The sequence below is a fragment of the Thermopetrobacter sp. TC1 genome (assembly GCF_000746275.1).
Lineage (GTDB): Bacteria > Pseudomonadota > Alphaproteobacteria > Rhizobiales > Aestuariivirgaceae > Thermopetrobacter.
Genome location: NZ_JQKX01000005.1, coordinates 1 through 26,606 on the forward strand (window position 1 = coordinate 1; position 26,606 = coordinate 26,606).

Genomic DNA, 26,606 nt, shown 5'->3' on the forward strand with positions numbered 1-26,606 from the left:
CCGCAGGCTCGATACAGCGCCAAGTTGTGACACCAGCAGCGCCAACAGGTGCGCCCGCGTGTGAAAACGCTTGCGATAGCGGTCGCTGTTATGCCGGCGCACCGCCTCCTCAACAAGGCGGTCAGGAAGCAGTTGGACAATGCGATGAAGCGTGGTAGTTTCAAACATCGGGATTGTTCCTCCGCTTGTGGCAAATCAAGCCTTGACACTTCACTTTTACCACAAGTGGCGGACAATCCCGTACTTTTTTCACCTAACCATCATCTTTCTTGGACACCAGTGGGCAAAAGCCGGTATCTCAGGCCACAAATGCATGAGTTTGCGGCCCGAGACCCCGGGCTTTCGCCGGGGTGACGAAAAAGACGGCAACGGGGTGTCGTGGTGTGTGCCGGCAGGGTTTCCATCACCGCCAAGACATTGAAGAAACGGGACAAAATCCCGCTCCCGCGATTTAGTCCTCACCTCCCCCTGCCTGGGTAAGGTCGGCCCCGTCAGGGGCCGGGAGGGGGCAGGCCACTCGCGCATGCGCATGCGTTAAAATGCCCGCCCCCTGCCCTGTTTCTTTTCCTGCGACTTTTTCATGAATCTGCCCGTCCGTAGCCGCCGCCGCCTGGGGTGCGGATGATGATGGCATCACCGGCGCGGACATTCACCGTGGCGCAGGAGGAGAGCTTCTCCTCGCTTCCGTTGGCGCGGCGCAGAATGTTTTCGCCGCAGGCGCCCGCAGCGCCCCCTTCAAGGCCGAAGGGGCAGACCCTGCGCCGGTTGGTCAGAAGGGAAGCGCGCATGTCCTCACGGAAAACAATGATGCGCTCCACGCCGTCACCGCCGCGCCAGCGCCCCGCCCCCCCGGATCCTTCGCGGATGCGGAAGGTTTCAAGCAGCACCGGATAGCGGAATTCCAGCACCTCCGGATCGGTCAGGCGGGTGTTGGTCATGTGCGTGTGCACTGCGCTTTCGCCGTCCCAGCCCGGCCCGGCCCCGGCGCCGCCGCAGATGGTCTCGTAATACTGATGGCGGGCATTGCCGAAGGTGAAATTGTTCATGGTGCCCTGACAGGCGGCCAATGCCTTCATCGCCCCGAACAGCGCATCGGTGACCGCCTGTGAGGTTTCCACATTGCCGGCCACCACCGCCGCCGGATAGCGCGGGCTGAGCATGGAGCCCGCCGGAATGATGAGGCGGATGGGCTTCAGACATCCGGCATTGAGCGGAATGGCATCGTTGACCATGCAGCGGAAGACATAGAGCACCGCCGCCCGCGTCACCGGCTCCGGCGCATTGAAATTGTCGGAAAGCTGCGGCGATGTGCCGGTGAAGTCCACCACCGCCTCGCGCCTGTCCCGATCAACACGGATGGCCACCCGAATGACCGCGCCATTGTCCATGGCGTATTCGAAGCTGCCGTCTTTCAGCGCGTCGATTACCCGGCGCACGCTTTCCTCGGCATTGTCCTGCACATGCTGCATGTAGGCCTGCACCACATCGAGGCCGAAATGCTCCACCATCTTGAGCAGCTCGCGCACGCCGCGCTCGTTGGCGGCCACCTGCGCCTTGAGATCGGCGATGTTCTGATCCGGATTGCGCGCCGGCCACGGCCCGGAAGTGAGCAGGTCCCGGATGGCCTCCTCGCGGAAGATGCCGTTTTCCACCAGAAGGAAATTGTCGATGAGCACGCCCTCTTCCTCGATGCGCTTCGCATCCGCGCTCATCGAGCCCGGCGCCAGCCCGCCGATATCGGCATGATGCCCGCGCGAGGCCACGTAGAACAGGGGCCGGTCATGCCCGTTCAGGAACACCGGCGTGATCACCGTGACATCCGGCAGATGCGTGCCGCCGTTATAAGGCGCATTAAGCACATAGACATCGCCCGGCTTCATCTGCGGATTGTCGCGGATGATGGTCATCACCGAGCGGTCCATGGAGCCGAGATGCACCGGCATGTGCGGCGCATTGGCCACAAGCTGCCCCTGCGCATCGAACACCGCGCAGGAGAAATCGAGACGCTCCTTGATGTTCACCGACGAGGCGGTCTTGCGCAGGGCCTCGCCCATCTGTTCGGCGATGGCCATGAACAGGTTGTTGAACACCTCCAGCATCACCGGATCGGCCGTGGTGCCGATGGCCTCGCGCCTTTTCGCGGGCACCGCGCGCTCAAGCAGCAGGTGGCGGTAGCCGTTCATGCGCGCCTTCCACTCCGGCTCCACCACGATGGTGGAATTGGGCTCGATGATCAGCGCCGGCCCCTCAATGTTCATGCCGGGCCTGAGGTCCTCGCGCATGAAAACGGGCACCTCCTGCCAGCGCCCCTTCACATACATGCGCGCTTTATCGGCCGGATCGGGCGCGCCCTGTGCCTCCTCAGGTTCAAGCCTCTCCGGCACGCGTGCACCGCCGCCGCTGGCGGAGACTTCCACCGCCTCGATGATCAGGGCCTTTTCCGGCTGCACAAAGCCGAACTGGCGCCTATGCTCCCGCTCGAAGGCATGGCGTAAGGAATCCACCGTCTCGCGCATGAGGACGGAAAGGGCGGTGTCCGTGCCCTCATAGCGCAGATGCAGCCTGTGCACGACCGCAGCTTCTTGCGGCGCCACACCTTGCTCGGCCAGTTCCTCCAGAACCTCTCTTTCCAGCTCTTCCGCCAGCGTTTTTGCCTTTTGCAGCCCCGTCTCGTTCAGGCGCGCCTCCAGCGAACGGGCCCGCTCGGCGCGAATGTCGGCAAGGCCGATGCCATAGGCCGAAAGCACACCGGCCAGCGGATGCACCAGCACGGTTTTCATGCCCAGCGCATCGGCAATGCGGCAGGCGAACTGGGCGCCGGCGCCGCCGAAGCAGTTGAGGAGATATTCGGTGACATCCCGCCCGCGCTGCACGGAAATGCGCTTGATCGCATTGGCCATGTTCTCAACAGCGATGCGCAAGAAACCTTCCGCCACCTCTTCCGGTGTGCGCCCGTCGCCAATCCGTTCGGCGATTTCCGCAAAGCCAGCGCGCACCGCCTCGACATCCAGCGGCAGATTGCCCTCCGGCCCGAAAATGGCCGGAAACCACCTGGGCTGAATCCGTCCGAGCAGCACATTGGCATCGGTCACCGCCAGCGGCCCGCCGCGGCGATAACAGCGCGGGCCCGGATCCGCGCCGGCCGAATCCGGCCCCACCCGGAAGCGCTGGCCGTCGTAATGCAGAATCGAGCCGCCGCCCGCCGCCACCGTGTGAATGCGCAGCATGGGCGCGCGCATGCGCACGCCGGCCACTTCCGTTTCAAAGGCGCGTTCGTATTCCCCGTCGAAATGGGCGACATCCGTGGACGTGCCGCCCATGTCAAAACCGATCACCCGTTCAAAACCGGCAAGCCGCGCCGTGGTCACCATGCCGACCACACCGCCGGCCGGACCGGAAAGGATGGCGTCCTTGCCGGCAAAACGATCCGCCGAGGTCAGCCCGCCAGAAGACATCATGAACATCAGCCGCGGGCCCTTGCCCGCGCCGCCTTCTCCGCTGCCAAGGGCGCGCGCCACCCGGTTCACATACCGGCGCAGGATCGGCGTCAGATAGGCATCCACCACCGTGGTATCGCCGCGGGAGACCAGCTTCATCAGCGGCGAGACCTCATGCGAGACCGACACTTGCGTGAAACCGAGCCGCCGCGCGATCTCGGCCGCCCGCTTCTCATGCGCATCATGGCGATAGCCATGGAGAAAAACGATGGCGAGGGAGGCAAACCCTTCCGCCTTCAAGGCCCGCAGCTTCTCCTCAAGATCGGCCTCATCGAGCGGTATGAGCACGTCACCGTCCGCAGTGACGCGCTCTGTGGCCTCAACGACCCTTTCATAGAGCACCTCGGGCTTGCGCACCTTCAGGGCGAAAAGGTCCGGCCGGTTCTGATAACCGATGCGCAGGGCATCCGCATGGCCTTGCGTGATCACCAGGGCGGTGCGCTCGCCGGTGCGTTCTAGCAGGGCATTGGTGGCAACAGTCGTGCCCATCTTCACTTCGGCGATGGCGGAAAAGTCAAGCGGCGCGCCGGGAGGCGTGTTCATGAGGCGGCGGATGCCCTCAATGGCGGCGTCCTCATAGGCTTCCGGATTTTCGGATAGCAATTTCAAGGTGTGCAGCCGCCCTTGCGGATCCAGCGCCACCACATCGGTGAAGGTGCCGCCGCGGTCAATCCAGAAGCGCCAGCGCTGATCGCGCTTGAGTTCATGCCCGTTTGCCCCCTCTGCGGCGTGCACATCCCCGGTTCCGTTCATGACAGGCCCCTTAAGTTTGCCGATCCCGATCACTGTGCCTGCGCACCGGATCTTGCGCCGGCGCCCCTTCGCTATACCATAATCACCATAATCAGGTCTGGCTTTCTGACCAGTCATATGCTCCAATGGCACAAGGCCGCCATGGCCCATTCGCAGCATAGATCAAAACAGGGAGGGTAATCGATCATGCGCATCACCAGACGTTATGCCATCGCCGGCGCGGTGGCCTTTGGCCTTTCGCTTGGTGCCGCTGCCGCCGCCTCCGCCGCCACCTGGGACATGCCCACGCCCTATGGCGACAAGACCTTCCACACCGTCAACATCCGCCAGTTCGCCAAGGACGTGGAACAGGCCACCGGCGGCAAGCTGAAGATCAACGTGCACTCGGCCGGATCGCTCATCAAGCATCCGGAGATCAAGAATGCCGTGCGCCGCGGGCTTGTGCCCATCGGCGAGGTGCTGATGTCGCGCCTGTCCAACGAGGATCCGGTCTTTGCCGTCGATTCCATTCCCTTCCTCGCCACCAATTATGACGAGGCCAGGAAGCTGTGGGAGGCCTCCCGCCCCGTCATTGAGAAGAAGCTGAAGCAGCAGGGGCTGATGCTGCTTTTCGCCGTGCCCTGGCCGCCGCAGGGCATTTACGCCAAGAAGGAGATCCGCTCGCTCGATGACATGAAGGGCTTAAAGATGCGGGCCTATAACGCCGCCACCGAGACCCTGGCCAAGCTCGCCGGGGCCGTGCCCACGCAGGTTGAGGTGCCGGACATTCCCACCGCCTTCTCCACCGGTCGCGTGGATGCCATGATCACCTCACCGTCCACCGGCGCCAATTCCAAGGCCTGGGACTTCGTGAAATATTTCCATCACACGCAGGCCTGGCTGCCCAAGAACATGGTGATCGTCAACGCCAAGGCCTTCGCCAAACTGCCGGCGGATGTGCAGAAGGCCGTGAAGGACGCGGCGAAGAAGGCCGAGGTCCGCGGCTGGGAGATGTCCAAGAAGGAAACGGCGGACAAGATCGCCATACTGAAAAAGAACGGCATGGTCATCGTCACGCCCACGCCGGAGCTCATGGCCGGCTTAAAAAAGATCGGCGAGCAGATGACCGCCGACTGGGCCAAGAAGGCAGGCGCGGACGGCGAGGCCATTCTCAAGGCCTATCGCGGGCAGTGAGCCGTTTTCTGACGCTCTATTCGCCTGAAACATGACACTTTTCCCCTCCGGCCGGAAAAAGCGGGCAGCGCTTAGGCCCGCTTTCGGTCGGGGGGATTGGCCTGTTTCCATCAGAATCTTTTAAGCGCGCCGGGCCTGACCGGTCAGGGCGGCATATCTGCGAGGGGAGAGAACGCCATGCTGCGCAAGGGGCTTGACTGGCTCTATGCCGCATCCGGGGCGGCATCCGCGGTCTTTCTCATCCTGATCTGCGGCATCGTCAGCATCCAGATCGGCCTGCGCGCGCTGGATAATCTGATTTACCTCATCTCCGGCACCCGCTATGGCCTCATGATCCCCTCTGCCGCGGAAATCTCCGGGTTCTTTCTGGCGGCGGCCTCCTTCCTCGCCCTGGCCTATACCCTGCGCCATGGCGGGCATATTCGCGTCAATCTCATCATTCGCAACCTGAAAGGCCCTGCCCGCCGGATGACGGAGATCTTCTCCCTTGCCGTTGCCTTTCTGCTCACGGCCTTCTTCGCCTGGAACGTGCTGTGGATGGTCGTTGATTCCTGGCAGTTTCACGAGGTCTCCTACGGCATCGTGCCCGTGCCTTTATGGATTCCGCAGTCCAGCATGCTGATTGGCCTTGTTATTCTCGCCATCGCCCTGCTCGATGACCTGATCGTGGTCATGCGCGGCGGCGATCCGTCCTATCGCCGGCATGAGGAGGCCGAGGCCGCGCAAGCCTCTGAAGAGGCCCTGGCCGAGGAAATCGAGCGGGAGGTCTGATCATGGAGCCGCTGTGGGCCGGTCTCGTTCTGCTCGTCATTCTGTTCATCCTGCTGTGCTCAGGGCTTTGGGTGGCCTTCTCGCTCTTGGGCGTGGGCGTGGCCGGCCTTGCCCTGTTCACACAGGCGCCCGTGGGTCAGGCCATGGCCACCACCATCTGGGGCTCTTCCAATTCCTGGGCCCTGGCCGCCCTGCCCATGTTCATCTGGATGGGCGAAATCCTCTTCCGCACCCGCCTCTCCGAAGACATGTTCCGCGGCCTTTCGCCATGGCTGACGCGCCTGCCCGGCCGGCTTCTGCATGTGAACATCCTAGGCTGCGCCATATTCGCCGCCGTTTCCGGCTCTTCCGCGGCCACCGCTGCCACCATCGGCCGCATGACCATCCCGGAACTTCACAAACGCGGCTATCATCCGCTCATGAGCATCGGCACCCTGGCCGGATCCGGCACGCTGGGGCTGCTCATTCCGCCCTCCATTATCCTGATCGTCTATGGTGTCGCCACCGATCAGTCCATCGCGCGGCTGTTCATCGCCGGCGTCTTTCCCGGGCTGATGCTGGTGGTGCTGTTCATGGGCTATGTCATTCTCTGGTCACTTCTGCATCCTGAGGGTGTGCCCGGTGAAAAGGAAAAACCAAGCTGGCGGGAAAGGCTTGTGGCGCTGAAATTCCTGGCGCCGGTCACCCTGCTCATCATGGCCATCATCGGCAGCATCTATGCCGGGCTGGCCTCGCCGACGGAAGCGGCCGCCCTTGGCGTGGTCTTCTCGCTCATTCTTTCCTGGCTGTCCGGATCGCTTAACCGCGAAAGCTTCCTTGCCGCCCTCATGGGCGCGGTGCGCACATCGGCGATGATCGCCTTCATCCTCGCTGGTGCTGCCTTTCTCACCGTGGCCATGGGCTTTACCGGCATTCCGCGCGAGCTTGCCGCCTGGATCGGCGGCATGCACCTCTCGCCCTATGCCCTGATTGCGGCGCTCACCGTCTTCTTCATCGTCATGGGCATGTTCCTGGACGGCATTTCCGTGGTCGTGCTCACCACCTCGGTGATCATACCCATGGTCGAGCAGGCCGGTCTCGATCTCATCTGGTTCGGCATCTACATCGTGCTCGTGGTGGAAATGGCGCAGATCACACCGCCGGTGGGCTTCAACCTCTTCGTCCTGCAGGGGCTAACGGGGCGCGACATTCTCACCATCGCCCGCGCCGCCCTGCCCTTCTTCCTGCTTCTGTGCATCGGGGTGGTGCTCATCGTACTCTTTCCGGAAATCGCCACCTGGCTGCCCTCCCGCATGGGCGCGCACTGAATGCGCTTAAACTTAAAGGCGCAAAAACAATCGCCCGCGGAAAATCCGGATACCGCGGGCGATGAAAGCGTCCATGCAGCGCATGTGCGCGAAAGGGCCGAAAAATATGCCGTTTTCAGACAGCGGGCGCCTTTTCGGTCATCAGCACGCTCTTGCCGGCATAGCGGGCCTGCGCGCCCAGCTCCTCCTCGATGCGGATGAGCTGATTGTACTTGGCCACGCGATCGGAGCGGGACAGCGAGCCGGTCTTGATCTGTCCGGCATTGGTGGCCACGGCGAGATCGGCGATGGTTACATCCTCCGTTTCGCCGGAACGGTGCGAGATCACCGCGCGATATCCGGCGCGATGGGCCATTTCCACCGCATCGAGGGTTTCGGTGAGCGTGCCGATCTGATTGGGCTTGACCAGGATGGCATTGGCCACATCCAGACGGATGCCCTCCGCCAGCCGCGCGGTGTTGGTCACGAACAGGTCATCGCCGACAAGCTGCACACGATGGCCGATGCGCTGCGTGAGCTCCTGCCAGCCGCCCCAGTCGTCCTCGGCCATGCCGTCCTCGATGGAAAGGATGGGATAATTGTCCACCAGCGATTCCAGATAATCCACCATGCCGTGGGAATCGAGCACATGCGTTTCCTTGCCGGAGAGGTGATAGACCCCGTCCTTGTAGAACTCGCTTGAGGCGGCATCCAGCGCCAGCCACACGTCCTTGCCCGGCTCGTAACCGGCATCGCGGATCGCCTGCATGATAAAATCCAGCGCCTCGTGCGTGCCGGGAATGTCAGGGGCGAAACCGCCCTCGTCACCAACGTTCGTATTGTAAAGGCCCTTCTTGAGGGCGGCTTTCAGGGCATGAAACACTTCCGCGCCCATGCGCACCGCATCTGCCATGCTGGAGGCAGACACCGGCATGATCATGAATTCCTGAAAATCGATGGGGTTGTCGGCATGGGCGCCGCCGTTGAGGATGTTCATCATCGGCACCGGCATCACATGCGCGTGCGGCCCGCCGAGATAGGCATAAAGCGGCACCCCCAGCGAGGCCGCCGCCGCCTTCGCCACCGCCAGCGACACCCCGAGAATGGCATTGGCGCCCAACCGCCCCTTGTTTTTGGTGCCGTCAAGCTCGATCATCGCCCTGTCAATGGCGATCTGATCCCGCGCATCCATGCCGCGCAGCCGCTCGGCGATCTCGCCATTGACGGCCGCCACCGCCTTGGTGACACCCTTGCCGTGATAACGGTTGGGATCATTATCGCGCAGCTCGATGGCCTCATGCGCGCCAGTGGAGGCGCCGGAGGGCACGGCGGCGCGCCCCCTGCTTCCGTCTTCGAGAATGACATCGACTTCAACGGTGGGATTGCCGCGGCTGTCGAGAATTTCGCGGCCATGGATGCTGACGATGCTGGTCATGGGTTGTCGTCCTGACATGATGCGGTTGTCGATTCCCCCATGGATCGGGGCCCTGTTTAGCGCCGCCTGCGCCGGCATGCAATCCGCCATGGCCCGTGCCGAAATCAGGCAGAAGCGGCCTTAAGCCGGATGCGCCTGAAAGCCTGATTGCCAACTGGGCTTTCCCCTGCCCTCTCATCCGGACGGCGGCAGGGTGCAGGCATGCTGCTTGGCGATGGCGTCGAATTCTTTCAGCAGGCGCACAAGACGCGGCAGATCCTTGAGCGGCACCATGTTGGGCCCGTCGGATGGCGCATGATCGGGATCCTGATGCGTCTCCATGAACACCGCCGCCACGCCGACGGCCACCGCCGCCCGCGCCAGCGGCTCGACGAAGCGCCGATCGCCGCCCGAGGCGCCGCCAAGCCCGCCCGGCTGCTGCACGGAATGGGTGGCGTCAAACACCACCGGCGCGCCGAACCCCTTCATCACCGGCAGGCCCTTGAAGTCATTGACCAGCGTGTTGTAGCCGAAGCTCACCCCCCGCTCGGTGATCATCACCCGCGTATTGCCGGAGCCCGTGACCTTGGCGATGATATTGCCCACATCCCAGGGCGCCAGGAACTGCCCCTTCTTGACATTGACCACCCGCCCTGTTTTCGCCGCCGCCACGATCAGGTCCGTCTGCCGGCAGAGAAAGGCCGGGATCTGCAGGATGTCCACCACCTCGGCCACACGCGCGCACTGCTCCGGCCAGTGCACATCGGTCAGCACCGGCATGCCGAAGGTTTCGCGAATCTCGGCAAAAACAGGCAGCGCCGCCTCAAGGCCGATCCCGCGCGGGCTGTTCAGGGATGTGCGGTTGGCCTTGTCAAAGGAGGTCTTGTAGATCACCGGCACGCCTTCATCCTCGCCGATGCGCGCCAGCGCCTCCGCCATCATCATGGCATGATCGCGCGATTCCATCTGACAGGGCCCGGCGATGAGCACGAAGGGCAGATCATTGCCGATACGCACATCACCGACCGTGATCACGGGATCGGGCGCGGGATAGGCCGAATCCGTCATGCTCCGGTGTTCCTCGTTGTTTTGAAAACGCGATCCGCTTCTTATCCGCCCTTGCAAGAGATGCCGAAAAATATCCTGTGACACCTCAAAAGTGTCCTGTTCAAAGCCTTGTGCCCCCCAAGCGGAAATAGACGTTCAGCCTTCTTCCGCGGCAGCCTTGCGCCGGGCGGCGATCTTTTCCGGATCCTCGGCGAGCATGGCGGAGACCACCGCTTCTGCCACCACCTCGCCGTTCACCTTGGCCTGACAGTCGAACCAGTAGATGTTGCGCCGCCCCTTGAGAGTGCGCACTTCAAAGCGCACCGTGTCGCCCGGCACCACCGGCTTGCGAAAGCGTGCCTTGTCGATGGAGACGAAATAGACAAGAGAATCCGCCGCCTTGATGCCCTTGTGCGCCAGCACCATCACGCCGGCCGTCTGCGCCATGGCCTCCAGCAGAAGCACGCCGGGAAACACCGGCTTTCCCGGAAAATGCCCGGCCAGGAAAGGTTCCGTGGCCGTTACGTTCTTGATGCCGACGGCAGACGATTCGCCGTCCATCTCCTCAACCCGGTCGATCAGCAGCATCGGGAAGCGATGCGGCAGGATTTCCATAATTCGCTGAATATCGGCCGAGTCCAGAGCTGCCTGGTTATCACTCATGAATGCCTCTGCACGTCATGCTTTTCCCATCCCGGCAGATTCCTCAACCCCCGTGCCTGCTGCCGCCGCCATTTTCACCATCCATTCTGAAACCGGCCTTGCCGTTTGGCCCGGTTTCTTGCGGATGCAATGCGAGACACCCCCCTTGCCTTTCACCGGGCGCAAGCAAACTTGCGAGGCTTCGGACCACGGTGATCACGCTGGTTTCGCCGCTCAGAACTTGGTGCCAACACCAAACTGAACGATCTGGCGCTTGTCATAGGGCGCCTTGGCGAAGGCATAGGCCACATCCAACCGAAGCGGCCCGAAAGGCGACTTCCAGATCACGCCCGCACCCACCGATGCCCGGAACTTGGCGTCGTCCTGAACATTGTTGCCCGGCGCATTGAACACGGTGCCGAAGTCCGTGAACACCGAACCGGAAAGCCCGAGCGCCTCCGGAAGCCCGAGCGGGAACATCACTTCCACCGTGCCGATAGCATAGGTCTTGCCGCCCACGGCATTGGCTTCCGGCGTCGTATCGCGCGGGCCGACGCCGGCCACCTCAAAGCCCCTGAACGACGCCCCGCCCTTGTAGAAGCGATCGGAGACCTTCACCTCGTCACCCGACCAGCCTTCGATGTGCCCGGCGGTGGCCTTCAGTTTCAGGGTCACGCCCTCGAAGAACAGCGGCATGAAGTAATAGGCGGCGCCTTCCGTCTTCACATAGTGAATGTCACCGCCCAGACCGGCCACGTCCACCGCCAGCTGCCCGCGGAAGCCGGACGTCGGATCCAGCGGATTGTCCAGATTGTCGTAAACGTAGGAGACACCGGCAAGCGAGATGTAATCCGTTCCCTTCAGATCGCACACCGACGGCGAATAGTTGCTGCTGGCCGGATCGCAAATGCTCGCATTGCGAATGGAGGTATCCCGCACGGAGAACGAATAGCGCAGATGGAGCTTCTGATAGTCATCCAGCGGAAAACCCACGCGCAGGCCAAAGCCGCCTTCGTTGGTGCGGTAGTTGGATTCGTCCTTGAAATCCGTGCGCGAGCCAAAGAGGTCAAAGCCGGCATCCATGTTGTAGCCGAGGAAATAGGGTTCGGTGAAGCTGAAGTCCACGGACTGGCGCTTGAAGGAAAGCGAGGTGCGCAGATTGATCTTGCGCCCCGTACCCAGAAGGTTGCGCTCGGAAAAGTCGACGGAAGCGATGGGACCTTCCGATGTGGAATATCCGGCCGAAAAATGAATCGAGCCGGTGGACTTTTCCTGCACGCGAATGACGAGCACCACCCGGTCCGGCTTGCTGCCGGGCTCTTCCTGAATGTCCACCTTGGAGAAATAGTCGAGCGCCACCAGACGCCGGCGCGCGCGATCAAGGAGGATGCGGTTGTAGGCATCGCCTTCCGCCAGCTTCAGCTCGCGGCGGATCACCTCGTCCAGCGTGCGGGTGTTGCCCACGATGTCGATGCGTTCGATGTAGACCCGCGGGCCTTCCTGGATGTCATAGGAGACGCTGAGCTCCCGCGTTTCCGGATCACGTTCAATGCGCGGCTGCACCTGGGTGAAGGCATATCCCTTCTTGCCGGCCTCGATGGTGATTTTCTCGATGGACTTGTCCACCTTCGAGGCATCGTAGATCTGCCCCGGTTTCGTCTCGACGATCGCTTTCAGCTGCTGCGGATCGAGGTCCGTATCGCCGGCGTTCACCTCGACATCGCGAATCTTGTATTGCGGCCCCTCGTTGATGACGAAGGTAATGTAGAAGGACTCGCCATCCGGGGCCAGTTCGGCTTCTGCCGAGACGATCTCCACGTCCGCAAAGCCGTGCTTGAGATAGAACCGCCGCAGAAGCTCCTTGTCATAGGCCAGCCGATCAGGATCGTAGGTGTCAGTAGAGGAGAAAAATTTCCACCAGGCCGATTCCGATGTGGTGATCACGTCCTTGAGCTTGCTGTCAGAAAAGGCCTTGTTGCCGACGAAACGGATCGCCGCGATCTTGCTGGCCTTGCCCTCGTCGATCTCGAAAACGAGATTGACCCGGTTCTGGGGCAGCCGGATGATCTTGGGCTCCACCCGCACGCCATAGAAGCCGGCGCGCCTGTAGATGGCGCGGATGCGATCGACATCCGCCTGCACCCGCGCGCGGGTGAGCATCATGCGCTCGCGCAGCTGGACCTCCTTGGCGAGATCCTTGTCGGAAATTTCCGAATTGCCCTCGAAGTTGACGCGGTTGATGAGCGGATTTTCCTTCACCCGCACCACCAGCGTGTTGCCGCGGCGCAGGATCTGCACATCGGAGAACAGCCCGGTCTGAAACAGCGCCTTCAGCGAGGCGTCGATCTTCTCCGGATCCATGCGCTCGCCGGGCCGGATCTGCATGTAGGCAAGAACCGTCTCCGGCTCGACCCGCTGATTGCCCTCAACGACAATGCGTGAGACGACCTGTGCCTGGGCCGCCGTGAGGACCCCCGAAACCCCGACTGCCGGCGCGGACAGGAGAAGCGCCAGCGCAAGTCGCCCGATGGAACCAAATTTGTTCTTGTTCATCAGACAGTTATCCCCGCTTCTTGGCGCCACCCCGTGCCCTTGTTGTTATTGTGCGAGTCTTTTACGACAGTTCGCGGCAATTGCAAACAGTCATACCGCATTTTCTGCCAGGCGCATGCGGCAGATTCATGACGAGAACAGGTGCTTTAAGTCATTGAACGTCGCAATCAGCATGAGCGCAAGAACCAGCATCAGTCCCACCTTGAAGCCGAATTCCTGCGCACTCTCGCTGAGCGGGCGTCCCCTCACCGCCTCGATAAGGTAATACAGCAGATGCCCCCCATCCAGCATCGGGATGGGAAAGAGGTTAATGAGGCCTATACTGACCGAAAGCACCGCCGCCAGGGAGATAAGAGCGGAAAGCGACACGGAAGCGGCCTGTGACGTGACCTGGGCGATGCGGATCGGCCCGGCCAGCTGATCAGCGCTCTGCTTTCCGGCAACTAGCTGTCCGAGATAGCCCATGGTGCCGGCTACGATGCGCCAGGTGGACTTGCCGGCGAGCATGACTGCCTCGATCGGCCCCTTGCGTTCATATTTGACCGGACCCGTCACCTTGTGCGTGATGCCCAGCACGCCAATGCGGATCTTGCCGCCGAAACCATCCGGCACTTCCCTGAAATCGGGACGGGCCTGCAGCGTGATCACCCTCTCCCCGCGCTTGACCTTGAACTGCAGGGTCTTTTCCGGGTTTGTCGCCACGATCTGCCGCAGCTCGGCAAAAGAGTCTATGCGCTCGCCATCCACTTCGAGGATGCGATCCCCCGGCATGAAGCCAGCGCGCTCCGCCGCGGAATTGGGCAACACATCATCCACCACCGGCTCCATGACCGGCACGCCGATGATGGAATACATGCCGGCGAAGATGACGATGGCGAGAATGAAATTGGCGATCGGCCCGGCCGCGACGATCAGCGCCCTCTGCCATAAGGGCTTGGCGGGAAAGCTGTCGGGATCCTGCGTCTCTTCGGAATCGAAATCCGGCCGCGAGGTGGGATCGGCATCGCCCTTGAAACGCACATAGCCTCCCAGCGGCAAGATCGCGATGCGCCAGTGCGTGCCGTGCTTGTCGTCCCAGCCGTAGATCTCCTTGCCGAAACCGATGGAAAAGGCCTCCACCTTCACGCCGCACCAGCGCGCCACGAGAAAGTGCCCGAGCTCATGAAAGAAGACAATGAAACTCATCACCGCCAGAAATGGCACAATGTACCAGAGTATCGTCTCGATCTGGGAAAACGGCGAGGCCAGCAGTGCGTTCAGATCCATCGACAAATCTCCCCGAAGTTGCGTCGCCCTTATTATAATGCTTCCAAATTCCACGTCACGTGACGATTTGGAAGGTCCGCCCCGATTTTCACGATTGGGGCTGCAAGCTTCGGGCCATAACCTCCCGGGCCATGTCACGGCCGAAGGCATCCGCCTGCCAGACATCATCAAGCGTTTCAAGGTGACCAAGAACGCCGGCGCGCTCCGCCCGTTCCAGCACCCGCTCCACCAGGGGCACGATATCCGTGAACCGGATGCGCCGATCAAGAAAGGCCGCCACCGCCACTTCATTGGCGGCATTGAGGATGGTGGTGGCATTGCCGGCGCGCTTTAAGGCCGACAGGGCAAGGGCCGGCGCTGGAAAGCGCTTTTCGTCGATGGCCTCGAAGGTGAGCTGACCGAGGCGGGCGAGATCGAGGCGTTCAACCGGTGTTTCAATGCGCTCCGGCCAGGCCAGCGCACAGGCGATGGGCGTGCGCATGTCCGGCATGCCAAGCTGCGCCAGCACCGAGCCGTCCTCGTAGGCCACAAGCGAATGGATGATGGACTGCGGATGAATGATCGCCTCCAGCTGATCGGCACGCACGGGATAGAGATGATAGGCCTCGATCAGCTCCAGCCCCTTGTTCATGAGCGTGGCGGAATCGATGGTCACTTTCGCGCCCATGTTCCAGTTGGGGTGTTTCAGTGCCTCCTGCGGCGTGACATCATGCAGCTCGGAAAGCGATCGCGTGCGGAAAGGGCCGCCGGATGCCGTGAGGGTGATTTTCTCCACCCGCGCGGCATTGTGCGGCTCAAAGCACTGAAAGATGGCGCTGTGCTCGGAATCGACGGGGATAATGTTCACCCCCTTTTCGCGCGCCCGGCGCATGAACAGCTCGCCGGCGGAAACCAGGCATTCCTTGTTGGCCAGCGCCACCGTGTTGCCCGCTTCCACCGCCGCCAGCGTCGGCGCCAGCCCGGCTACGCCGACAATGGCGCCCATGACCATGTCCACCTCCCGCGCCGCCGCTTCCCGGACCGCATCCTCACCCGCCGCAACCTCGATATCAGTGCCGGCAAGCGCTTCCCTTAACTCGGCATAGCGTGTCTCATCCGCGGTCACGGCAAGGCGCGCGTTCGTGGCGCGGGCATCGGCGGCGAGCTGTTCGACATTGGCATTGGCGACAAGAGCCTCAATGCGAAATCGCCCGGGATGACGGCGCACGATATCCAGCGTCGACTGCCCGATGGATCCGGTCGCTCCGAGTATGGTCAATGTCTTCATCTCGTCCCTACCAGAAAAGAACGCCACAGGCCGCATCCCGCAGCGACTGCGTTGATGCCAGCCCCCAGAGGAAGGCAAGAATGGCCGCGGCAACAAGGCCGTCCACCCTGTCGAGCACGCCGCCGTGACCGGGGATGATCGTGCCCGAGTCCTTCACGCCATAGCGCCGTTTCAAGGCACTCTCAAACAGATCGCCCAGCTGCTCCCAGGCGCCGAGAACGAAGCCGGCCACAATGAGCGGCGCGTTGAACATGCCACTGAACAGCGCAAATACCAATGCGGCAACGCCGCCGCCGAACATGGCGCCAAGAAAGCCCGCCCAGGTCTTGTTCGGCGAGATTTTCGGTGCCAGCTTCGGCCCGCCCAGGGCCCGGCCCGCGAAATAGGCCAGAGTGTCGGCCATCCACACCACCATGAAGAGAAACAGGATCGCAGGCAATCCGCACGTTTCGCTCATGCGCAGGGCCACAAGCGCCAGCGCCGCCAGGCCGACATAGGGCGCGCCGGTGATGTGATAAAGCGAAAAACCGCGCCGGGTTTCGGCCCGCAAAAGGATCGATCCGGCCCAGGCCAGCGCCATGACACACAGGGCCGACCACAGAAAAGGCCCGCCCAGCCCGGCCACAGCCCCGGAGACACCGGCCGCGGCCAGCATCAGCCGCTGTCCCGCATCCCCGTCAAAGGCGATGTCGGCCCATTCCTGCGCCATGATGAGCGCAACACCGCCCACGAGAAACATGAAGGCAACCGGCCCGGCCCAGACCGCCAGCAGCACCATGGGAATCAGAACCACGGCGGCCAGAACGCGCACCGTGAGATTGCTCATTCCGCTTCTGATTGCGGTCATGATCGTGCCGGTCCTGACTGGTTTGTTGACGTTTCCGAGGCATGGCGGCCGCGCCGCCCCGCTTTCCCTCAATGGCGGAACACCTTGGCCGATGGATCACCGGGAGGCGGAAGCCGCATCGCCGCCATCGAGGATGCCGCCGAAACGGCGCTCGCGCGCGGCATATTCCGCCAGGGCCTTTTTGAAGGTCTCTTCGGTGAAATCGGGCCAGTATTCCTCCACGAAGACGAATTCCGCATAGGCCGCCTGCCAGAGCAGGAAGTTGGACAGGCGCTGTTCGTTGCTGGTGCGGATCACAAGGTCGGGATCGGGCAGATCCGGCGCATACAGGCGCCGGGAGAAGGCATCCGCATCAATCTCCTCCGGGTTCAAACGCCCGGCGCGCACATCTTCCGCCAGACGCCGGGCGGCGGCTACGATCTCCTGTCGGCCGCCATAATTGAAGGCGAACACCAGCGTCAGGCCCGTGTTCGCTGCCGTCAGCGTCTCGCAGTCATCGAGCAGGCGCACGATATCTTTGTCCAGCCCTTCGCGTTCGCCAATGATGCGGATGCGCACGTTGCGCGCATGCAGCTCCGCCACATTGCGATGCATGAACCGGCGCAAAAGCGAGAAGAGAAAGGCCACCTCCTTTCGCGGCCGCGACCAGTTTTCCGCGGAAAAGGCATAGAGCGTGAGCACCTCAATACCCAGCCCCTCCGCCGCCCGCACCGCGCGCCGCACCGCCTCCACCCCGGCGCGGTGCCCGGCCGAGCGCGGCAGGCCCCGCGCCTTGGCCCAGCGGCCGTTGCCATCCATGATGATGGCCACATGCCGCGGGATCCTGCTTGTTTCTCTGGCCGTGCTCGTGTTGCCGCCCTTGTTCATGCCATCACCCATGCCGGTTCATGCCTCGTGCAAAGGCCCCGGCACGCCCCCGTTTTCCTGACCAAGAACGCGGATCAGCCCGCACCTGAAGGGCGCTCGGGTTACAACTCTACAAGGCACACTTGCCGGGCCATTCGGCAGGATCGGGCCCGTTGCCCGGCAAGCGCAGGTTACACCTGCATGATCTCCGCGTCCTTTGCGGCCAGCATCTCGTCGATCTTCTTGATGTAGGTGTTGGTCAGCTCCTGCACCTCATCGGCCAGCCGGCGATGCTCGTCCTCGCTGATCTGATGCTCCTTTTCCAGACGCTTGAGCGTCTCCATGCCGTCGCGGCGCACGTTGCGCACCGCCACGCGGGCCTGCTCCGCATACTGATGCGCCACCCGCGAGAGCTCCTTGCGCCGCTCCTTGGAAAGCTCCGGAATCGGCACGCGGATGACGTTGCCCTCCGTCTGCGGGTTGAGGCCAAGGTTGGCCTCGCGGATTGCCTTTTCCACCGCCGAAACCACGGAGGCATCCCACACCTGCACCGAAAGCAGCCTCGGCTCCGGCACGGAGATCGTGCCCAGCTGATTGATCGGCATCTTGGAGCCGTAGGCATTCACCTGGATGTGTTCCAGCAGCGCGGCCGAGGCGCGCCCGGTGCGCAGCCCGGCGAATTCCTCCTTGAGCACGTTGACCGCGCCTTCCATGCGGCGCTTGAGATCCTTCAGGTCGAGACTGTCGGCATCCGACATGATCCTACTCCCGCTCGTCGTCCCAAGACTGTTCGCGACTTTTCACCGATCTCACCTGCCCGTGGTAGAATGGGCATGGAACGGGCCCTTAGCAAGCCCTCTCTTGCGTGGTGGTTATGATCACTCTTCTTCAGGCGTCACCAGCGTGAAGCGCCCCTCGCCCCTGATCACCCTGGGCAGCATGCCTTCCTCGCGGATGGAGAAGACCACAAGGGGGATGCGATTGTCCCGGGCAAGAGCGATGGCGGCGGCATCCATAACCTTAAGATTCCGCTTCAGGATTTCATCATAACTGATTGTATCGAAACGCTCCGCATCCGGATTTTTCTTGGGATCATCGCTGTAGATGCCATCCACGCTCGTGCCCTTGAACAGGGCATCACAGCCCATTTCCGCCGCGCGCAGGGCCGCGCCGGTGTCGGTGGTGAAATAGGGATTGCCGGTGCCGGCGGCGAAGATCACCACCCTGCCCTTCTCCAGATGGCGCACCGCCCGCGGCCGCGCGAAGCTTTCGCACACCGTCGGCATGGGGATGGCCGACATCACCCGCGCATCGACACCGATTCGGTGCAGGGCGTTCTGCATGGCCAGCGCATTCATCACCGTGGCCAGCATGCCCATGTAATCGGCAGAGGCCCGTTCCATGCCGGCGGCCGCGCCGGCCAGCCCGCGAAAGATGTTGCCGCCGCCAATGACGAGGCCGATTTCATGCCCCTGCGCATGGGCCTGCGCGATCTCGCCGGCGACGCGATCGACCATGTCCATGTCCAGGCCATAGTCGCGCGCGCCCATCAGCGCCTCACCGGAAATCTTCAGCAAGATCCGCTTAAACGACACATCCCCGGTCATGAAACCGCCCTCCGCAAAATGTCTTCCCCCGCCGCCGCACCTGCATGCAGGGCCTTTCCGGCCCAGGCACGCCTGCATGCACACACGCTTGCCTCAATCCGGAATAAAAAGGCCCTGCCGAAGCAGCGATCGGCAGGGCCTTAGCACATTCATCCGTCTTCCGCCAGCGAGGCCTGATCCGCCCTGGATGCAAAAGCGCCTCACAGCCCCCTGGCGATCCGGTGTGGAAAGCGGCTTAGATGCCGGCGGTCTTGGCCACTTCCGCGGCGAAGTCCTCTTCCTTCTTCTCCACACCCTCGCCGAGCTGCATGCGCACGAAACCGGCGAGCTTCACCGGCGCGCCCACCTCGGCCTCGGCGTTCTTGACCACCTTCTCGATGGGCGTTTCGTTGTCCATCACGAAGATCTGGCTCATCAGGACGGATTCCTTGAAGAACTTCTTCATCCGCCCTTCCACCATCTTCTCGATGATGTTGTCCGGCTTGCCGCTTTCTTTGGCCTGCTCGATGTAGATGGCGCGCTCCCGCTCCACCACCTCCGCCGGCATCTCCTCCGGCGTCAGCGCCAGCGGGGCCGCGGCGGCCACGTGCATGGCCAGCTTCTTGCCAAGCTCGGCGAGCTTTTCGGCATCGCCGCTGGATTCAAGGGCGACAAGCACGCCGATCTTGCCGAGATTCGGCGCGGCCTGATTGTGCATGTAGGCCACGACGACACCCTCGGGCACCTCGAGATAGGCGGTGCGGCGCACGGTCATGTTCTCGCCGATCTTGGCCACCATCTCCTTCACATAGTCCTCAACCGACATGCCCGCGCCCGGAAACTCCGCCGCCTTCAGCGCCTCAAGATCGCCCTTGGCCTCAAGCGCCACATCGGCAATACCGGAGACCATCTTCTGGAACTCCTCGTTGCGGGCCACGAAGTCGGTCTCGGAGTTGACCTCCACCAGCGCGCCGCGCGTGCCCTCGGTCTTCACGCCAACCAGCCCCTCGGCGGCCACGCGCGAGGACTTCTTCGCCGCCTTGGACAGGCCCTTGGCCCGCAGCCAGTCGATGGCCTTCTCCATGTCGCCGCCGGTCTCGGTCAGCGCCTGCTTGCAGTCCATCATGCCTGCGCCGGTCTTCTCGCGCAGCTCCTTCACCATGCTTGCGGTGATCTTGCTCATGGTTCTCAATCCTTGCGTGTTGATGCGATGAATGTTCAGCGCGCCGCCCACACAGGCGGCCGATAGCCTTCATCCTGAGAAAGGCAGGCCGAACACCTCAACGGATGCACCCGGCCGCATGCCTTCAGCACTGTGTGCGGCCCATGGCGCGATGCCCTTTCCGGATCAGGCCTGTTTCTCCGCCTCGGCCTCGCCTTCCTCAGGCGCAGCCTCTGCTTCCGCCGCCTCGGCCGTTTCCGCCGCCTCAGGCGCCTCCTCTGCCGCGGCGGTTTCAGATGCGGCATTTTCCTCGGCAGGCGCTTCCGTTTCGGCTGCCTCGGTCACGGCCTCCTCGACAACCGGCTCTTCCATCTCGCCGAGATCGATACCGGACGCCGCCGCCGCCATGGAGATGCCCTCCAGCGCCGCCTTGGCCACGAGATCGCAGTAAAGGGCGATGGCGCGCGAGGCATCATCGTTGCCCGGGATCGGATAATCGATGCCGTCCGGATCGCAGTTGGTATCGAGAATGGCCACCACCGGAATGCCGAGGCGGTTGGCCTCCTTCACCGCGATCTGCTCCTTGTTGGTATCGATCACGAACATGATGTCGGGCAGACCACCCATGTCCTTGATACCGCCCAGGGCGCGCTCCAGCTTGTCGCGCTTGCGGGTGAGCTGCAGAAGCTCCTTCTTGGTGTAGCCGGCGGAGCGCTCGGGATCGTCAAGGATCTCCTCAAGCTCGCGCAGGCGGCGGATGGAGCGGGAAATGGTCTTCCAGTTGGTCAGCGTGCCGCCGAGCCAGCGGTGATTGATGTAATACTGGGCGCAGGCCTTGGCCGCCTCGGCGATGGGCTCGGAGGCCTGACGCTTGGTGCCCACGAAAAGCAGGCGGCCGCCGCCGGCGATGGTGTCACGGATCTTTTCCAGCGCGGCGTTGAACAGCGGAATGGTCTGGGACAGATCGATGATGTGGATCCCGTTGCGCTCCCCGTAGATATAGGGGGCCATCTTGGGGTTCCAGCGCGAGGTCTGATGACCAAAATGCGCGCCCGCTTCAAGAAGGTCGCGCATGGAAACTTCAGGCAGAGCCATGGTCTTATGTCTCCTTTTTCCGGTTGCTGAACTCCTCCGTGCGCCGTTTCACCGATTGCGCCGGAGCCCTGATGGGCTTCCGGGTCCGCATCGGCACCGGAAAGGGCACAGGGCTCATCCGCCCCGCTCAGCTGGACGGACATGCACAAGGCCCTCATGCGCACGTGCGAATTTGGCCGCCGAAAAGGCTTTCCGGCGGCCCGACGCTTGCGGCTTTTAGGCCACCGCGCACAACTTGGCAAGCCCTAAATTGCGCACATTCGCAGACGGAAATCGTGATCGGATCACCTTTTCCTTGTTTGGCAGAAACGGTCATCCTGACAAGGGGGATTTGGAGGTGTAGGATAATCAGCAGATTAGATGAATCGCGCGGCCGGGGGCGGCCTGTTCAAGCACGGGAGTTGTGTGCCATGTCCGCTCTGCCCCTGTCCGCCATCGGCCTTTCCCGACAAAACCGCCCTCTTGCTTCCAAACGCATCTTCGCCGCCCTTGCCGCCCTCGCCCTGCTTGTGAGCGGTGGCGTGGTCCAGGCCGGTCCGGCTGCGGACAAGGCGGCGGAAAGCGAACGGCTGCTTGCCGCCGGCAAGGCCTTGCAGGCCTGGCAGGTCATGGACGAGGCAACACTCGCCATCTGGGAAAAACTGCCGCTGACCATCGCCAAGGCCCTGTTCGTCGTCGGTGATCCGCAGGGGTATGGCATCTACAATCCGCGCGAAAGCAGCGTTTTCAAGCCCGGTGATACGCTTGTTGTCTATGTGGAGCCGGTGGGCTTCGGCCATGCCTACGCCAATGGCGTCTATACCATCGCGCTGAGAGCCGATCTCGTGCTCAAGGACAAGGCATCGGGCCGCGTCCTGTTCAAGCGCGAGGGCTTTGGCGATTTCCGCCTCAATTCACGCAAGCCCAATCGCGAGTTCTTCCTCAAGCTTTCCATAGATCTCAACAACGCACCGGAAGGGGATTTTCTCCTCACCATCCCCATCATCGACAAGGTGAAGGGCCAGAAAGCGGAATTCACCCTGCCCTTCTCCGTGCGCAAGTGAGAGGTTCCGATTTCCGGTCTGATAACTCCGCCGGGGCGAAGCAAGGGTCTGGTTCGGCGGATCGGTGTTCACCCCTGTCATGCCCTACGCGCACAGGAAGGGCATCTTCAAGGGACTTGGCCCGCATGCCGCATGCGTGATCATGAATGATCGGGAAAGGCGAAGACGAACCGTTCAGAAATCATCCTCGTCGTCTTCGTCATCCTCGTCATCAAGCCGCGGCAGGATGTTGGCGGTGGCATCGCTCTTGGGGCGCGAAGCGTCCAGCTTGTCGCCGGTGACCATGTAATAGACGTTCTCCGCGATATTGGTCACGTGATCGCCGATGCGCTCCAGATTGCGCGCACCGAACAGCAGATGGGTGCACAAGCCGATCGTGCGCGGATCTTCCATCATGTAGGTCAGTAGCTCCCGGAACAGGGCGTTGTAGGCCTCATCGATCTCCTCATCCCGGCGCCAGACCTCAACCGCCTTCTGGGCATCGCGCGTGGCATAGGCCTCCAGCACGTCATGCAGCTGGGCGATCACCTGCTTGCCCATGCGTTTCAGCCCCTTTTTCAAGGGCTTGGGCGGCTTTTCCGAAGCCAGGGTGATCACGCGCCGGGCGATGTTCTTGGCAAGATCGCCGATGCGCTCAAGCTCGCCTGCCGTCTTCATCGCCCCGATCACCTGCCGCAGATCATCGGCCAGCGGCTGATGGCGGATGATGATGCGCACCGTGTCGTCCTCGATGTTCTGTTCGAGGCTGTCCACCTGCCGGTCCTTGACGATCACGGTCTCGGCCTTTTCCGGATCGCGCTTGCGCAGGGCCTTCAACGCCCCCTTCAGCTCCTCTTCCGCCAGTTCGCCCATGCGCATGATCTTGGCATCCAGCTCCGCCAGATCCCGGTCGAAGGCCTTGAGAATGTGCGAGTGCGGCATGGCGCCCTCCCTCTTGTCAGCATGCGTTCAGGCGGCGCGGATCATCCGAAGCGCCCGGTGATGTAGGCCTGCGTCTTCTCCTCGCGCGGCGCGGTGAAGATCTGATCGGTCTCGCCTTCCTCGATGATCTCGCCCAGGTACATGAAGGCGGTGCGATCGGAGATGCGCGCGGCCTGCTGCATGTTATGGGTGACGATGACGATGGTATAATCCTCGCTCAGCTCCATCACCAGCTCCTCGATGCGGGCGGTGGAGATGGGATCGAGCGCCGAGGTCGGCTCATCCAGCAGGATCACCTCCGGCTTCACGGCAATGGCCCGGGCAATGCACAGCCGCTGCTGCTGACCGCCGGAAAGCGCCGCCCCACTCTTGTGCAGCTTGTCCTTCACTTCATCCCACAGCGCGGCGCGGCGCAAGGCCTGTTCCACGCGCTCCTCCAGCTCCGCCTTGGGCAGACGTTCATAGAGGCGGATGCCGAAGGCAATGTTGTCGAACACGCTCATGGGAAAGGGCGCGGGCTTCTGAAACACCATCCCCACCTTCGCCCTGAGCAGGTTTACGTCCACATCCTTGCCGAGGATGTTCTGCCCGTCCATCCAGATCTCGCCTTCCGCCCGCTGGTTGGGATAGAGCGAGTAGATGCGGTTGAAGGTGCGCAGCAGCGTAGACTTGCCGCAGCCCGAGGGGCCGATGAAGGCCATCACCTGCTTCTCGGGGATCTTCAGGTTGATGTTCTTCAGCGCCTGATGGGTGCCGTAATAGAAATTGAGGTTGCGGATATCGAGTTTCGGCTTCGGCCCCTGCCGTTCCGCCGGCAGGTTGGCCGTCTCTTCCTTGGCCGTTTCGGCTGCGGCCCTGGCGTCATCAGCCGCGGGCGCCGCCGCATCCGCCGTTTCTGCCTGCTTGTCCCTGTTCTCGGTCATGAACCCGATACCTCAGTGTTTCTTGCCGCGTAAGAAAGCGCGGGTGACGATGTTCAGCCCCAGCACCACCAGCGTGATCAGCAGTGATCCGGCCCAGGCCAGATCGTGCCAGTTCTCATAGGGCCCCATGGCGAAATTGAAGATGGTCACCGGCAGGTTGGCCATGGGCTTGGTCATGTCCAGCGAGAAGAACTGGTTGTTCAGCGCCGTGAACAGCAAGGGCGCCGTCTCGCCGGCGATCCGCGCCACCGCCAGCAGCACGCCGGTGAGCACGCCATTGCGCGCCGCGCGCAAGACCACGCTTAAGATCACCTTCCACCGCGGTGCCCCCAGCGCTGCCGCCGCCTCGCGCATGGTATCCGGCACCAAAAGCATCATGTCCTCGGTGGTGCGCAGGATCACGGGCAGCGCGATGATGGCCAGCGCCACCGCGCCCGAAAGCCCGGAAAAGCCACCTAAGGGCGCCACCATGATGCCATAGACGAACACGCCGATGACGATGGACGGTGCGGAAAGGAGAATGTCGGAAACGAAACGCACCGTGGCCGCCAGCCATGTGCCGCGCCCGTATTCGGAAAGATAGATGCCGGAAAGAATGCCGATGGGCGCGCCGATGAAAATGCCCGTGAGCGTGATCAGCAGCGAGCCGACGATGGCGTTGCGCAAGCCGCCTCCTTCCGAGCCCGGCCCCGGCGTGTCCTCGACAAACAGCGACCAGTCCAGCCCGGCGAAGCCCTTGGCGAACAGCTCCCACAGGATCCACACCAGAAAGAACAGGCCGAAAAAGGTGGTCAGCACCGAGGCGGTGAGATTGAAGGCATTGATGAACTTGCGCCGTGCATAAAGGTTCATGGCCCCATTCTCCTCACGACCGGCCACCATAGGACTTCGCCATGCGCACCAGCATCAGCCGCGCAAGCGTCAGCACGATGAAGGTGATGAGAAACAGCACCAGCCCCAGCGCGATGAGCGAGGCGGTGTAGATTTCGCCGTCGGCCTCGGTGAATTCGTTGGCGATGGTGGAGGCGATGGAATTGCCGGGCCAGAACAGGCCGATGTTGAGATCATGCGAGTTGCCGATGACGAAAGTCACCGCCATGGTTTCGCCCAGCGCCCGGCCCAGGCCCAGCATGATGGCGCCCACCACGCCGGCGCGCGTGACCGGCAGCACCACCTTCCACATCACCTCCCAGGTGGTGCAGCCCAGGCCATAGGCGGATTCGCGCAGCTCGCGCGGCACCGTCTCGAAGACGTCACGCATCACCGAACTGATGAAGGGAATGATCATGATGGCGAGGATGAAACCGGCGGTGAACACGCCAATGCCCATGGGCGGGCCGTCGAACAGCGCGCCGATGATGGGCAGCTGCCCCAGCGTGTCGGTCATCCAGGGCTGAATATGTTCGGAAAAGAAGGGGGCGAAGATGAACAGCCCCCACATGCCGTAGATGATGCTGGGAATGGCGGCCAAAAGCTCAATGGCCGTGCTCACCGGGCGCTTCAGCCACACCGGGCACAGCTCGGTGATGAACAGGGCGATGCCGAAACTGACGGGCAGGCCGATGAGAATGGCGATGGCGGAGGTCACCAGCGTGCCGTAGATGGCAGTGAGCGCCCCGAAGTTTTCCGTGACCGGGTTCCATTCGGCACTGGTGAGAAAGCCGAAGAAGCCGAATTTCTTCAGGGCCGGCCAGGCGCCGATGACCAGCATGGCGATGATGGCGCCAAGCGTGGCGAGAACGAAAACCGCCGCGGAAAAGGAAATCCCCTTGAACAGGGATTCGGCCAGCGGACTGTGCTTCGGCCTCTCCCCCGTTGCCTGTCGTGCGCTCATGGGTGGTGCCCCTCGCAGTCTCTGTCCGCTTTCATGTGGCAAAAAACGCCGCCTTCGCGCAAGAGCGATGGCGACGTTTTCAGAAACAAACCTGCCCTGTCATGACATTGGCATCCCCCTCACCCCGGCGGGATGAGGGCTCGGGCCGCAAGCCCATGCGCCCGTGGATCTCTCGTCATCCTGGCGAAAGCCCACGCTTGTCCGAGAAAATTCAGGAAGCGTGCTGTTGCCGCTAAATCGACCGAGGAATAAGAGTTTTCCATGAGCTAGAGGTTTGTTGTTTAACTCATTGATAAGTCACAAGAAAGTGTCATTGCCGGGCCTTGTTGTTCAGCCCGGGGACATAGCTGACAGGTGTTCGGGGACATGGTTGACACTATACGCACCGCGAACAGGGCAATCGGAGAGGTGCGTGATGGGATGGCAGGAGGTGTCGATCATGGACCAACGCCGGGAATTCGTCATGTTTGCCCGCCGGGAGGGGGCGAACATCAGCGCGCTGTGCCGTCGCTATGGCATCAGCCGCACCACGGGCTACAAATGGCTGCATCGCGCGGCGGAAAACGAAGCGGAAGACTTTCGCGACCGCTCGCGCCGGCCCTTGCGCTCACCTTCGCGCACGCCGGCGGAGGTGGAGGCTCAGGTGCTGGCGGTGCGCGATGCGCATCCGGCCTGGGGCG

At 62.5% G+C, this 26,606-nt stretch carries 23 protein-coding genes; 5 read left to right on the forward strand and 18 right to left on the reverse strand.

Going from position 1 to position 26,606, the window contains the following annotated elements:
- Both EK16_RS12615 and EK16_RS00655 read right to left on the reverse strand, forming a co-directional pair.
- Positions 1 to 168, reverse strand: a 168-nt coding sequence (locus tag EK16_RS12615) for a DUF4372 domain-containing protein (protein WP_156098404.1), incomplete at its 3' end; no start/stop codon positions are given.
- Between the two features lie 410 nt (positions 169 to 578).
- Entirely contained in the window at positions 579 to 4,250 is a 3,672-nt protein-coding gene (locus tag EK16_RS00655) for a hydantoinase B/oxoprolinase family protein (RefSeq protein ID WP_081910113.1), read from the reverse strand.
- A gap of 186 nt (positions 4,251 to 4,436) precedes the next feature.
- On the opposite strand from EK16_RS00655, the gene EK16_RS00660 reads away from it, so the two are divergent.
- The 3 genes from EK16_RS00660 (at position 4,437) to EK16_RS00670 (ending at position 7,501) form a co-directional block, all read left to right on the forward strand.
- Positions 4,437 to 5,423, forward strand: coding sequence for a TRAP transporter substrate-binding protein (locus EK16_RS00660; protein WP_038033631.1), 987 nt, complete (start codon positions 4,437 to 4,439; stop codon positions 5,421 to 5,423).
- Positions 5,424 to 5,600: 177 nt separating this feature from the next.
- Positions 5,601 to 6,194, forward strand: coding sequence for a TRAP transporter small permease (locus tag EK16_RS00665; protein ID WP_231573550.1), 594 nt, complete (start codon positions 5,601 to 5,603; stop codon positions 6,192 to 6,194).
- A 2-nt stretch (positions 6,195 to 6,196) separates the two neighbouring features.
- Positions 6,197 to 7,501: a TRAP transporter large permease gene (locus EK16_RS00670; protein WP_038033633.1), complete on the forward strand. Its 1,305-nt coding sequence runs from the start codon at positions 6,197 to 6,199 to the stop codon at positions 7,499 to 7,501.
- 115 nt (positions 7,502 to 7,616) lie between these two features.
- Here EK16_RS00670 and eno read toward each other — a convergent pair whose 3' ends face one another.
- The 12 genes from eno to rpsB all read right to left on the reverse strand — a co-directional run bounded on the left by eno (position 7,617) and on the right by rpsB (position 21,205).
- Positions 7,617 to 8,915, reverse strand: a complete 1,299-nt coding sequence (gene eno, locus EK16_RS00675; RefSeq protein ID WP_038033636.1) for a phosphopyruvate hydratase — start codon at positions 8,913 to 8,915, stop codon at positions 7,617 to 7,619.
- Between the two features lie 174 nt (positions 8,916 to 9,089).
- On the reverse strand, positions 9,090 to 9,962 hold the full coding sequence (kdsA, locus tag EK16_RS00680) for a 3-deoxy-8-phosphooctulonate synthase (RefSeq protein ID WP_038033639.1): 873 nt from the start codon (positions 9,960 to 9,962) through the stop codon (positions 9,090 to 9,092).
- A 135-nt stretch (positions 9,963 to 10,097) separates the two neighbouring features.
- Positions 10,098 to 10,604 (reverse strand): 3-hydroxyacyl-ACP dehydratase FabZ, encoded by a 507-nt coding sequence (gene fabZ / locus EK16_RS00685; RefSeq protein ID WP_038033640.1) that lies wholly within the window; start codon positions 10,602 to 10,604, stop codon positions 10,098 to 10,100.
- A 213-nt stretch (positions 10,605 to 10,817) separates the two neighbouring features.
- Positions 10,818 to 13,136: an outer membrane protein assembly factor BamA gene (gene bamA, locus EK16_RS00690; RefSeq protein WP_038033642.1), complete on the reverse strand. Its 2,319-nt coding sequence runs from the start codon at positions 13,134 to 13,136 to the stop codon at positions 10,818 to 10,820.
- A 126-nt stretch (positions 13,137 to 13,262) separates the two neighbouring features.
- Positions 13,263 to 14,402 carry an RIP metalloprotease RseP gene (rseP, locus tag EK16_RS00695; RefSeq protein ID WP_051928718.1) on the reverse strand — a complete coding sequence of 380 codons (1,140 nt, stop codon included), beginning with the start codon at positions 14,400 to 14,402 and terminating at the stop codon, positions 13,263 to 13,265.
- Positions 14,403 to 14,490: 88 nt separating this feature from the next.
- Complete coding sequence (locus EK16_RS00700) at positions 14,491 to 15,669, reverse strand: 1-deoxy-D-xylulose-5-phosphate reductoisomerase (protein ID WP_081910114.1); 1,179 nt, start codon at positions 15,667 to 15,669, stop codon at positions 14,491 to 14,493.
- 7 nt (positions 15,670 to 15,676) lie between these two features.
- Complete coding sequence (locus EK16_RS00705) at positions 15,677 to 16,516, reverse strand: phosphatidate cytidylyltransferase (protein WP_081910115.1); 840 nt, start codon at positions 16,514 to 16,516, stop codon at positions 15,677 to 15,679.
- Positions 16,517 to 16,612: 96 nt separating this feature from the next.
- Positions 16,613 to 17,395, reverse strand: coding sequence for an isoprenyl transferase (locus EK16_RS00710; RefSeq protein ID WP_081910116.1), 783 nt, complete (start codon positions 17,393 to 17,395; stop codon positions 16,613 to 16,615).
- 158 nt (positions 17,396 to 17,553) lie between these two features.
- Complete coding sequence (gene frr / locus EK16_RS00715; protein WP_038033647.1) at positions 17,554 to 18,120, reverse strand: ribosome recycling factor; 567 nt, start codon at positions 18,118 to 18,120, stop codon at positions 17,554 to 17,556.
- A gap of 120 nt (positions 18,121 to 18,240) precedes the next feature.
- Positions 18,241 to 18,969: a UMP kinase gene (gene pyrH / locus EK16_RS00720; RefSeq protein WP_038033651.1), complete on the reverse strand. Its 729-nt coding sequence runs from the start codon at positions 18,967 to 18,969 to the stop codon at positions 18,241 to 18,243.
- A 235-nt stretch (positions 18,970 to 19,204) separates the two neighbouring features.
- On the reverse strand, positions 19,205 to 20,131 hold the full coding sequence (gene tsf / locus EK16_RS00725) for a translation elongation factor Ts (RefSeq protein WP_038033674.1): 927 nt from the start codon (positions 20,129 to 20,131) through the stop codon (positions 19,205 to 19,207).
- Between the two features lie 165 nt (positions 20,132 to 20,296).
- Entirely contained in the window at positions 20,297 to 21,205 is a 909-nt protein-coding gene (gene rpsB / locus EK16_RS00730; RefSeq protein WP_038033654.1) for a 30S ribosomal protein S2, read from the reverse strand.
- A 410-nt stretch (positions 21,206 to 21,615) separates the two neighbouring features.
- Here rpsB and EK16_RS00735 point away from each other — a divergent pair, with 410 nt between their 5' ends.
- Positions 21,616 to 22,248, forward strand: a complete 633-nt coding sequence (locus tag EK16_RS00735) for a hypothetical protein (RefSeq protein ID WP_051928720.1) — start codon at positions 21,616 to 21,618, stop codon at positions 22,246 to 22,248.
- A gap of 174 nt (positions 22,249 to 22,422) precedes the next feature.
- Here the strand turns inward: EK16_RS00735 and phoU are convergent, their stop codons facing one another.
- The 4 genes from phoU to pstC are packed head-to-tail and all read right to left on the reverse strand — an operon-like array spanning position 22,423 to position 25,926.
- Positions 22,423 to 23,169, reverse strand: coding sequence for a phosphate signaling complex protein PhoU (phoU, locus tag EK16_RS00740; protein ID WP_051928721.1), 747 nt, complete (start codon positions 23,167 to 23,169; stop codon positions 22,423 to 22,425).
- A 41-nt stretch (positions 23,170 to 23,210) separates the two neighbouring features.
- Complete coding sequence (gene pstB, locus EK16_RS00745) at positions 23,211 to 24,092, reverse strand: phosphate ABC transporter ATP-binding protein PstB (RefSeq protein ID WP_081910117.1); 882 nt, start codon at positions 24,090 to 24,092, stop codon at positions 23,211 to 23,213.
- A gap of 12 nt (positions 24,093 to 24,104) precedes the next feature.
- Positions 24,105 to 24,944, reverse strand: a complete 840-nt coding sequence (gene pstA / locus EK16_RS00750; RefSeq protein ID WP_081910118.1) for a phosphate ABC transporter permease PstA — start codon at positions 24,942 to 24,944, stop codon at positions 24,105 to 24,107.
- A gap of 13 nt (positions 24,945 to 24,957) precedes the next feature.
- Positions 24,958 to 25,926 carry a phosphate ABC transporter permease subunit PstC gene (pstC, locus tag EK16_RS00755; RefSeq protein ID WP_051928722.1) on the reverse strand — a complete coding sequence of 323 codons (969 nt, stop codon included), beginning with the start codon at positions 25,924 to 25,926 and terminating at the stop codon, positions 24,958 to 24,960.
- A gap of 415 nt (positions 25,927 to 26,341) precedes the next feature.
- On the opposite strand from pstC, the gene EK16_RS00760 reads away from it, so the two are divergent.
- Positions 26,342 to 26,606: helix-turn-helix domain-containing protein (locus EK16_RS00760; protein WP_156098405.1), on the forward strand; the 265-nt coding region annotated here is incomplete at its 3' end.

Bases quoted from the DNA above. Each gene is read 5' to 3' on its own strand.
- EK16_RS00655 (WP_081910113.1), bottom strand. From the start codon at position 4,250: ATGAACGGAACCGGGGATGTGCACGCCGCAGAGGGGGCAAACGGGCAT.
- EK16_RS00660 (WP_038033631.1), top strand. From the start codon at position 4,437: ATGCGCATCACCAGACGTTATGCCATCGCCGGCGCGGTGGCCTTTGGC.
- EK16_RS00665 (WP_231573550.1), top strand. From the start codon at position 5,601: ATGCTGCGCAAGGGGCTTGACTGGCTCTATGCCGCATCCGGGGCGGCA.
- EK16_RS00670 (WP_038033633.1), top strand. From the start codon at position 6,197: ATGGAGCCGCTGTGGGCCGGTCTCGTTCTGCTCGTCATTCTGTTCATC.
- eno (WP_038033636.1), bottom strand. From the start codon at position 8,915: ATGACCAGCATCGTCAGCATCCATGGCCGCGAAATTCTCGACAGCCGC.
- kdsA (WP_038033639.1), bottom strand. From the start codon at position 9,962: ATGACGGATTCGGCCTATCCCGCGCCCGATCCCGTGATCACGGTCGGT.
- fabZ (WP_038033640.1), bottom strand. From the start codon at position 10,604: ATGAGTGATAACCAGGCAGCTCTGGACTCGGCCGATATTCAGCGAATT.
- bamA (WP_038033642.1), bottom strand. From the start codon at position 13,136: ATGAACAAGAACAAATTTGGTTCCATCGGGCGACTTGCGCTGGCGCTT.
- rseP (WP_051928718.1), bottom strand. From the start codon at position 14,402: ATGGATCTGAACGCACTGCTGGCCTCGCCGTTTTCCCAGATCGAGACG.
- EK16_RS00700 (WP_081910114.1), bottom strand. From the start codon at position 15,669: ATGAAGACATTGACCATACTCGGAGCGACCGGATCCATCGGGCAGTCG.
- EK16_RS00705 (WP_081910115.1), bottom strand. From the start codon at position 16,516: ATGACCGCAATCAGAAGCGGAATGAGCAATCTCACGGTGCGCGTTCTG.
- EK16_RS00710 (WP_081910116.1), bottom strand. From the start codon at position 17,395: ATGGGTGATGGCATGAACAAGGGCGGCAACACGAGCACGGCCAGAGAA.
- frr (WP_038033647.1), bottom strand. From the start codon at position 18,120: ATGTCGGATGCCGACAGTCTCGACCTGAAGGATCTCAAGCGCCGCATG.
- pyrH (WP_038033651.1), bottom strand. From the start codon at position 18,969: ATGACCGGGGATGTGTCGTTTAAGCGGATCTTGCTGAAGATTTCCGGT.
- tsf (WP_038033674.1), bottom strand. From the start codon at position 20,131: ATGAGCAAGATCACCGCAAGCATGGTGAAGGAGCTGCGCGAGAAGACC.
- rpsB (WP_038033654.1), bottom strand. From the start codon at position 21,205: ATGGCTCTGCCTGAAGTTTCCATGCGCGACCTTCTTGAAGCGGGCGCG.
- EK16_RS00735 (WP_051928720.1), top strand. From the start codon at position 21,616: ATGTCCGCTCTGCCCCTGTCCGCCATCGGCCTTTCCCGACAAAACCGC.
- phoU (WP_051928721.1), bottom strand. From the start codon at position 23,169: ATGCCGCACTCGCACATTCTCAAGGCCTTCGACCGGGATCTGGCGGAG.
- pstB (WP_081910117.1), bottom strand. From the start codon at position 24,092: ATGACCGAGAACAGGGACAAGCAGGCAGAAACGGCGGATGCGGCGGCG.
- pstA (WP_081910118.1), bottom strand. From the start codon at position 24,944: ATGAACCTTTATGCACGGCGCAAGTTCATCAATGCCTTCAATCTCACC.
- pstC (WP_051928722.1), bottom strand. From the start codon at position 25,926: ATGAGCGCACGACAGGCAACGGGGGAGAGGCCGAAGCACAGTCCGCTG.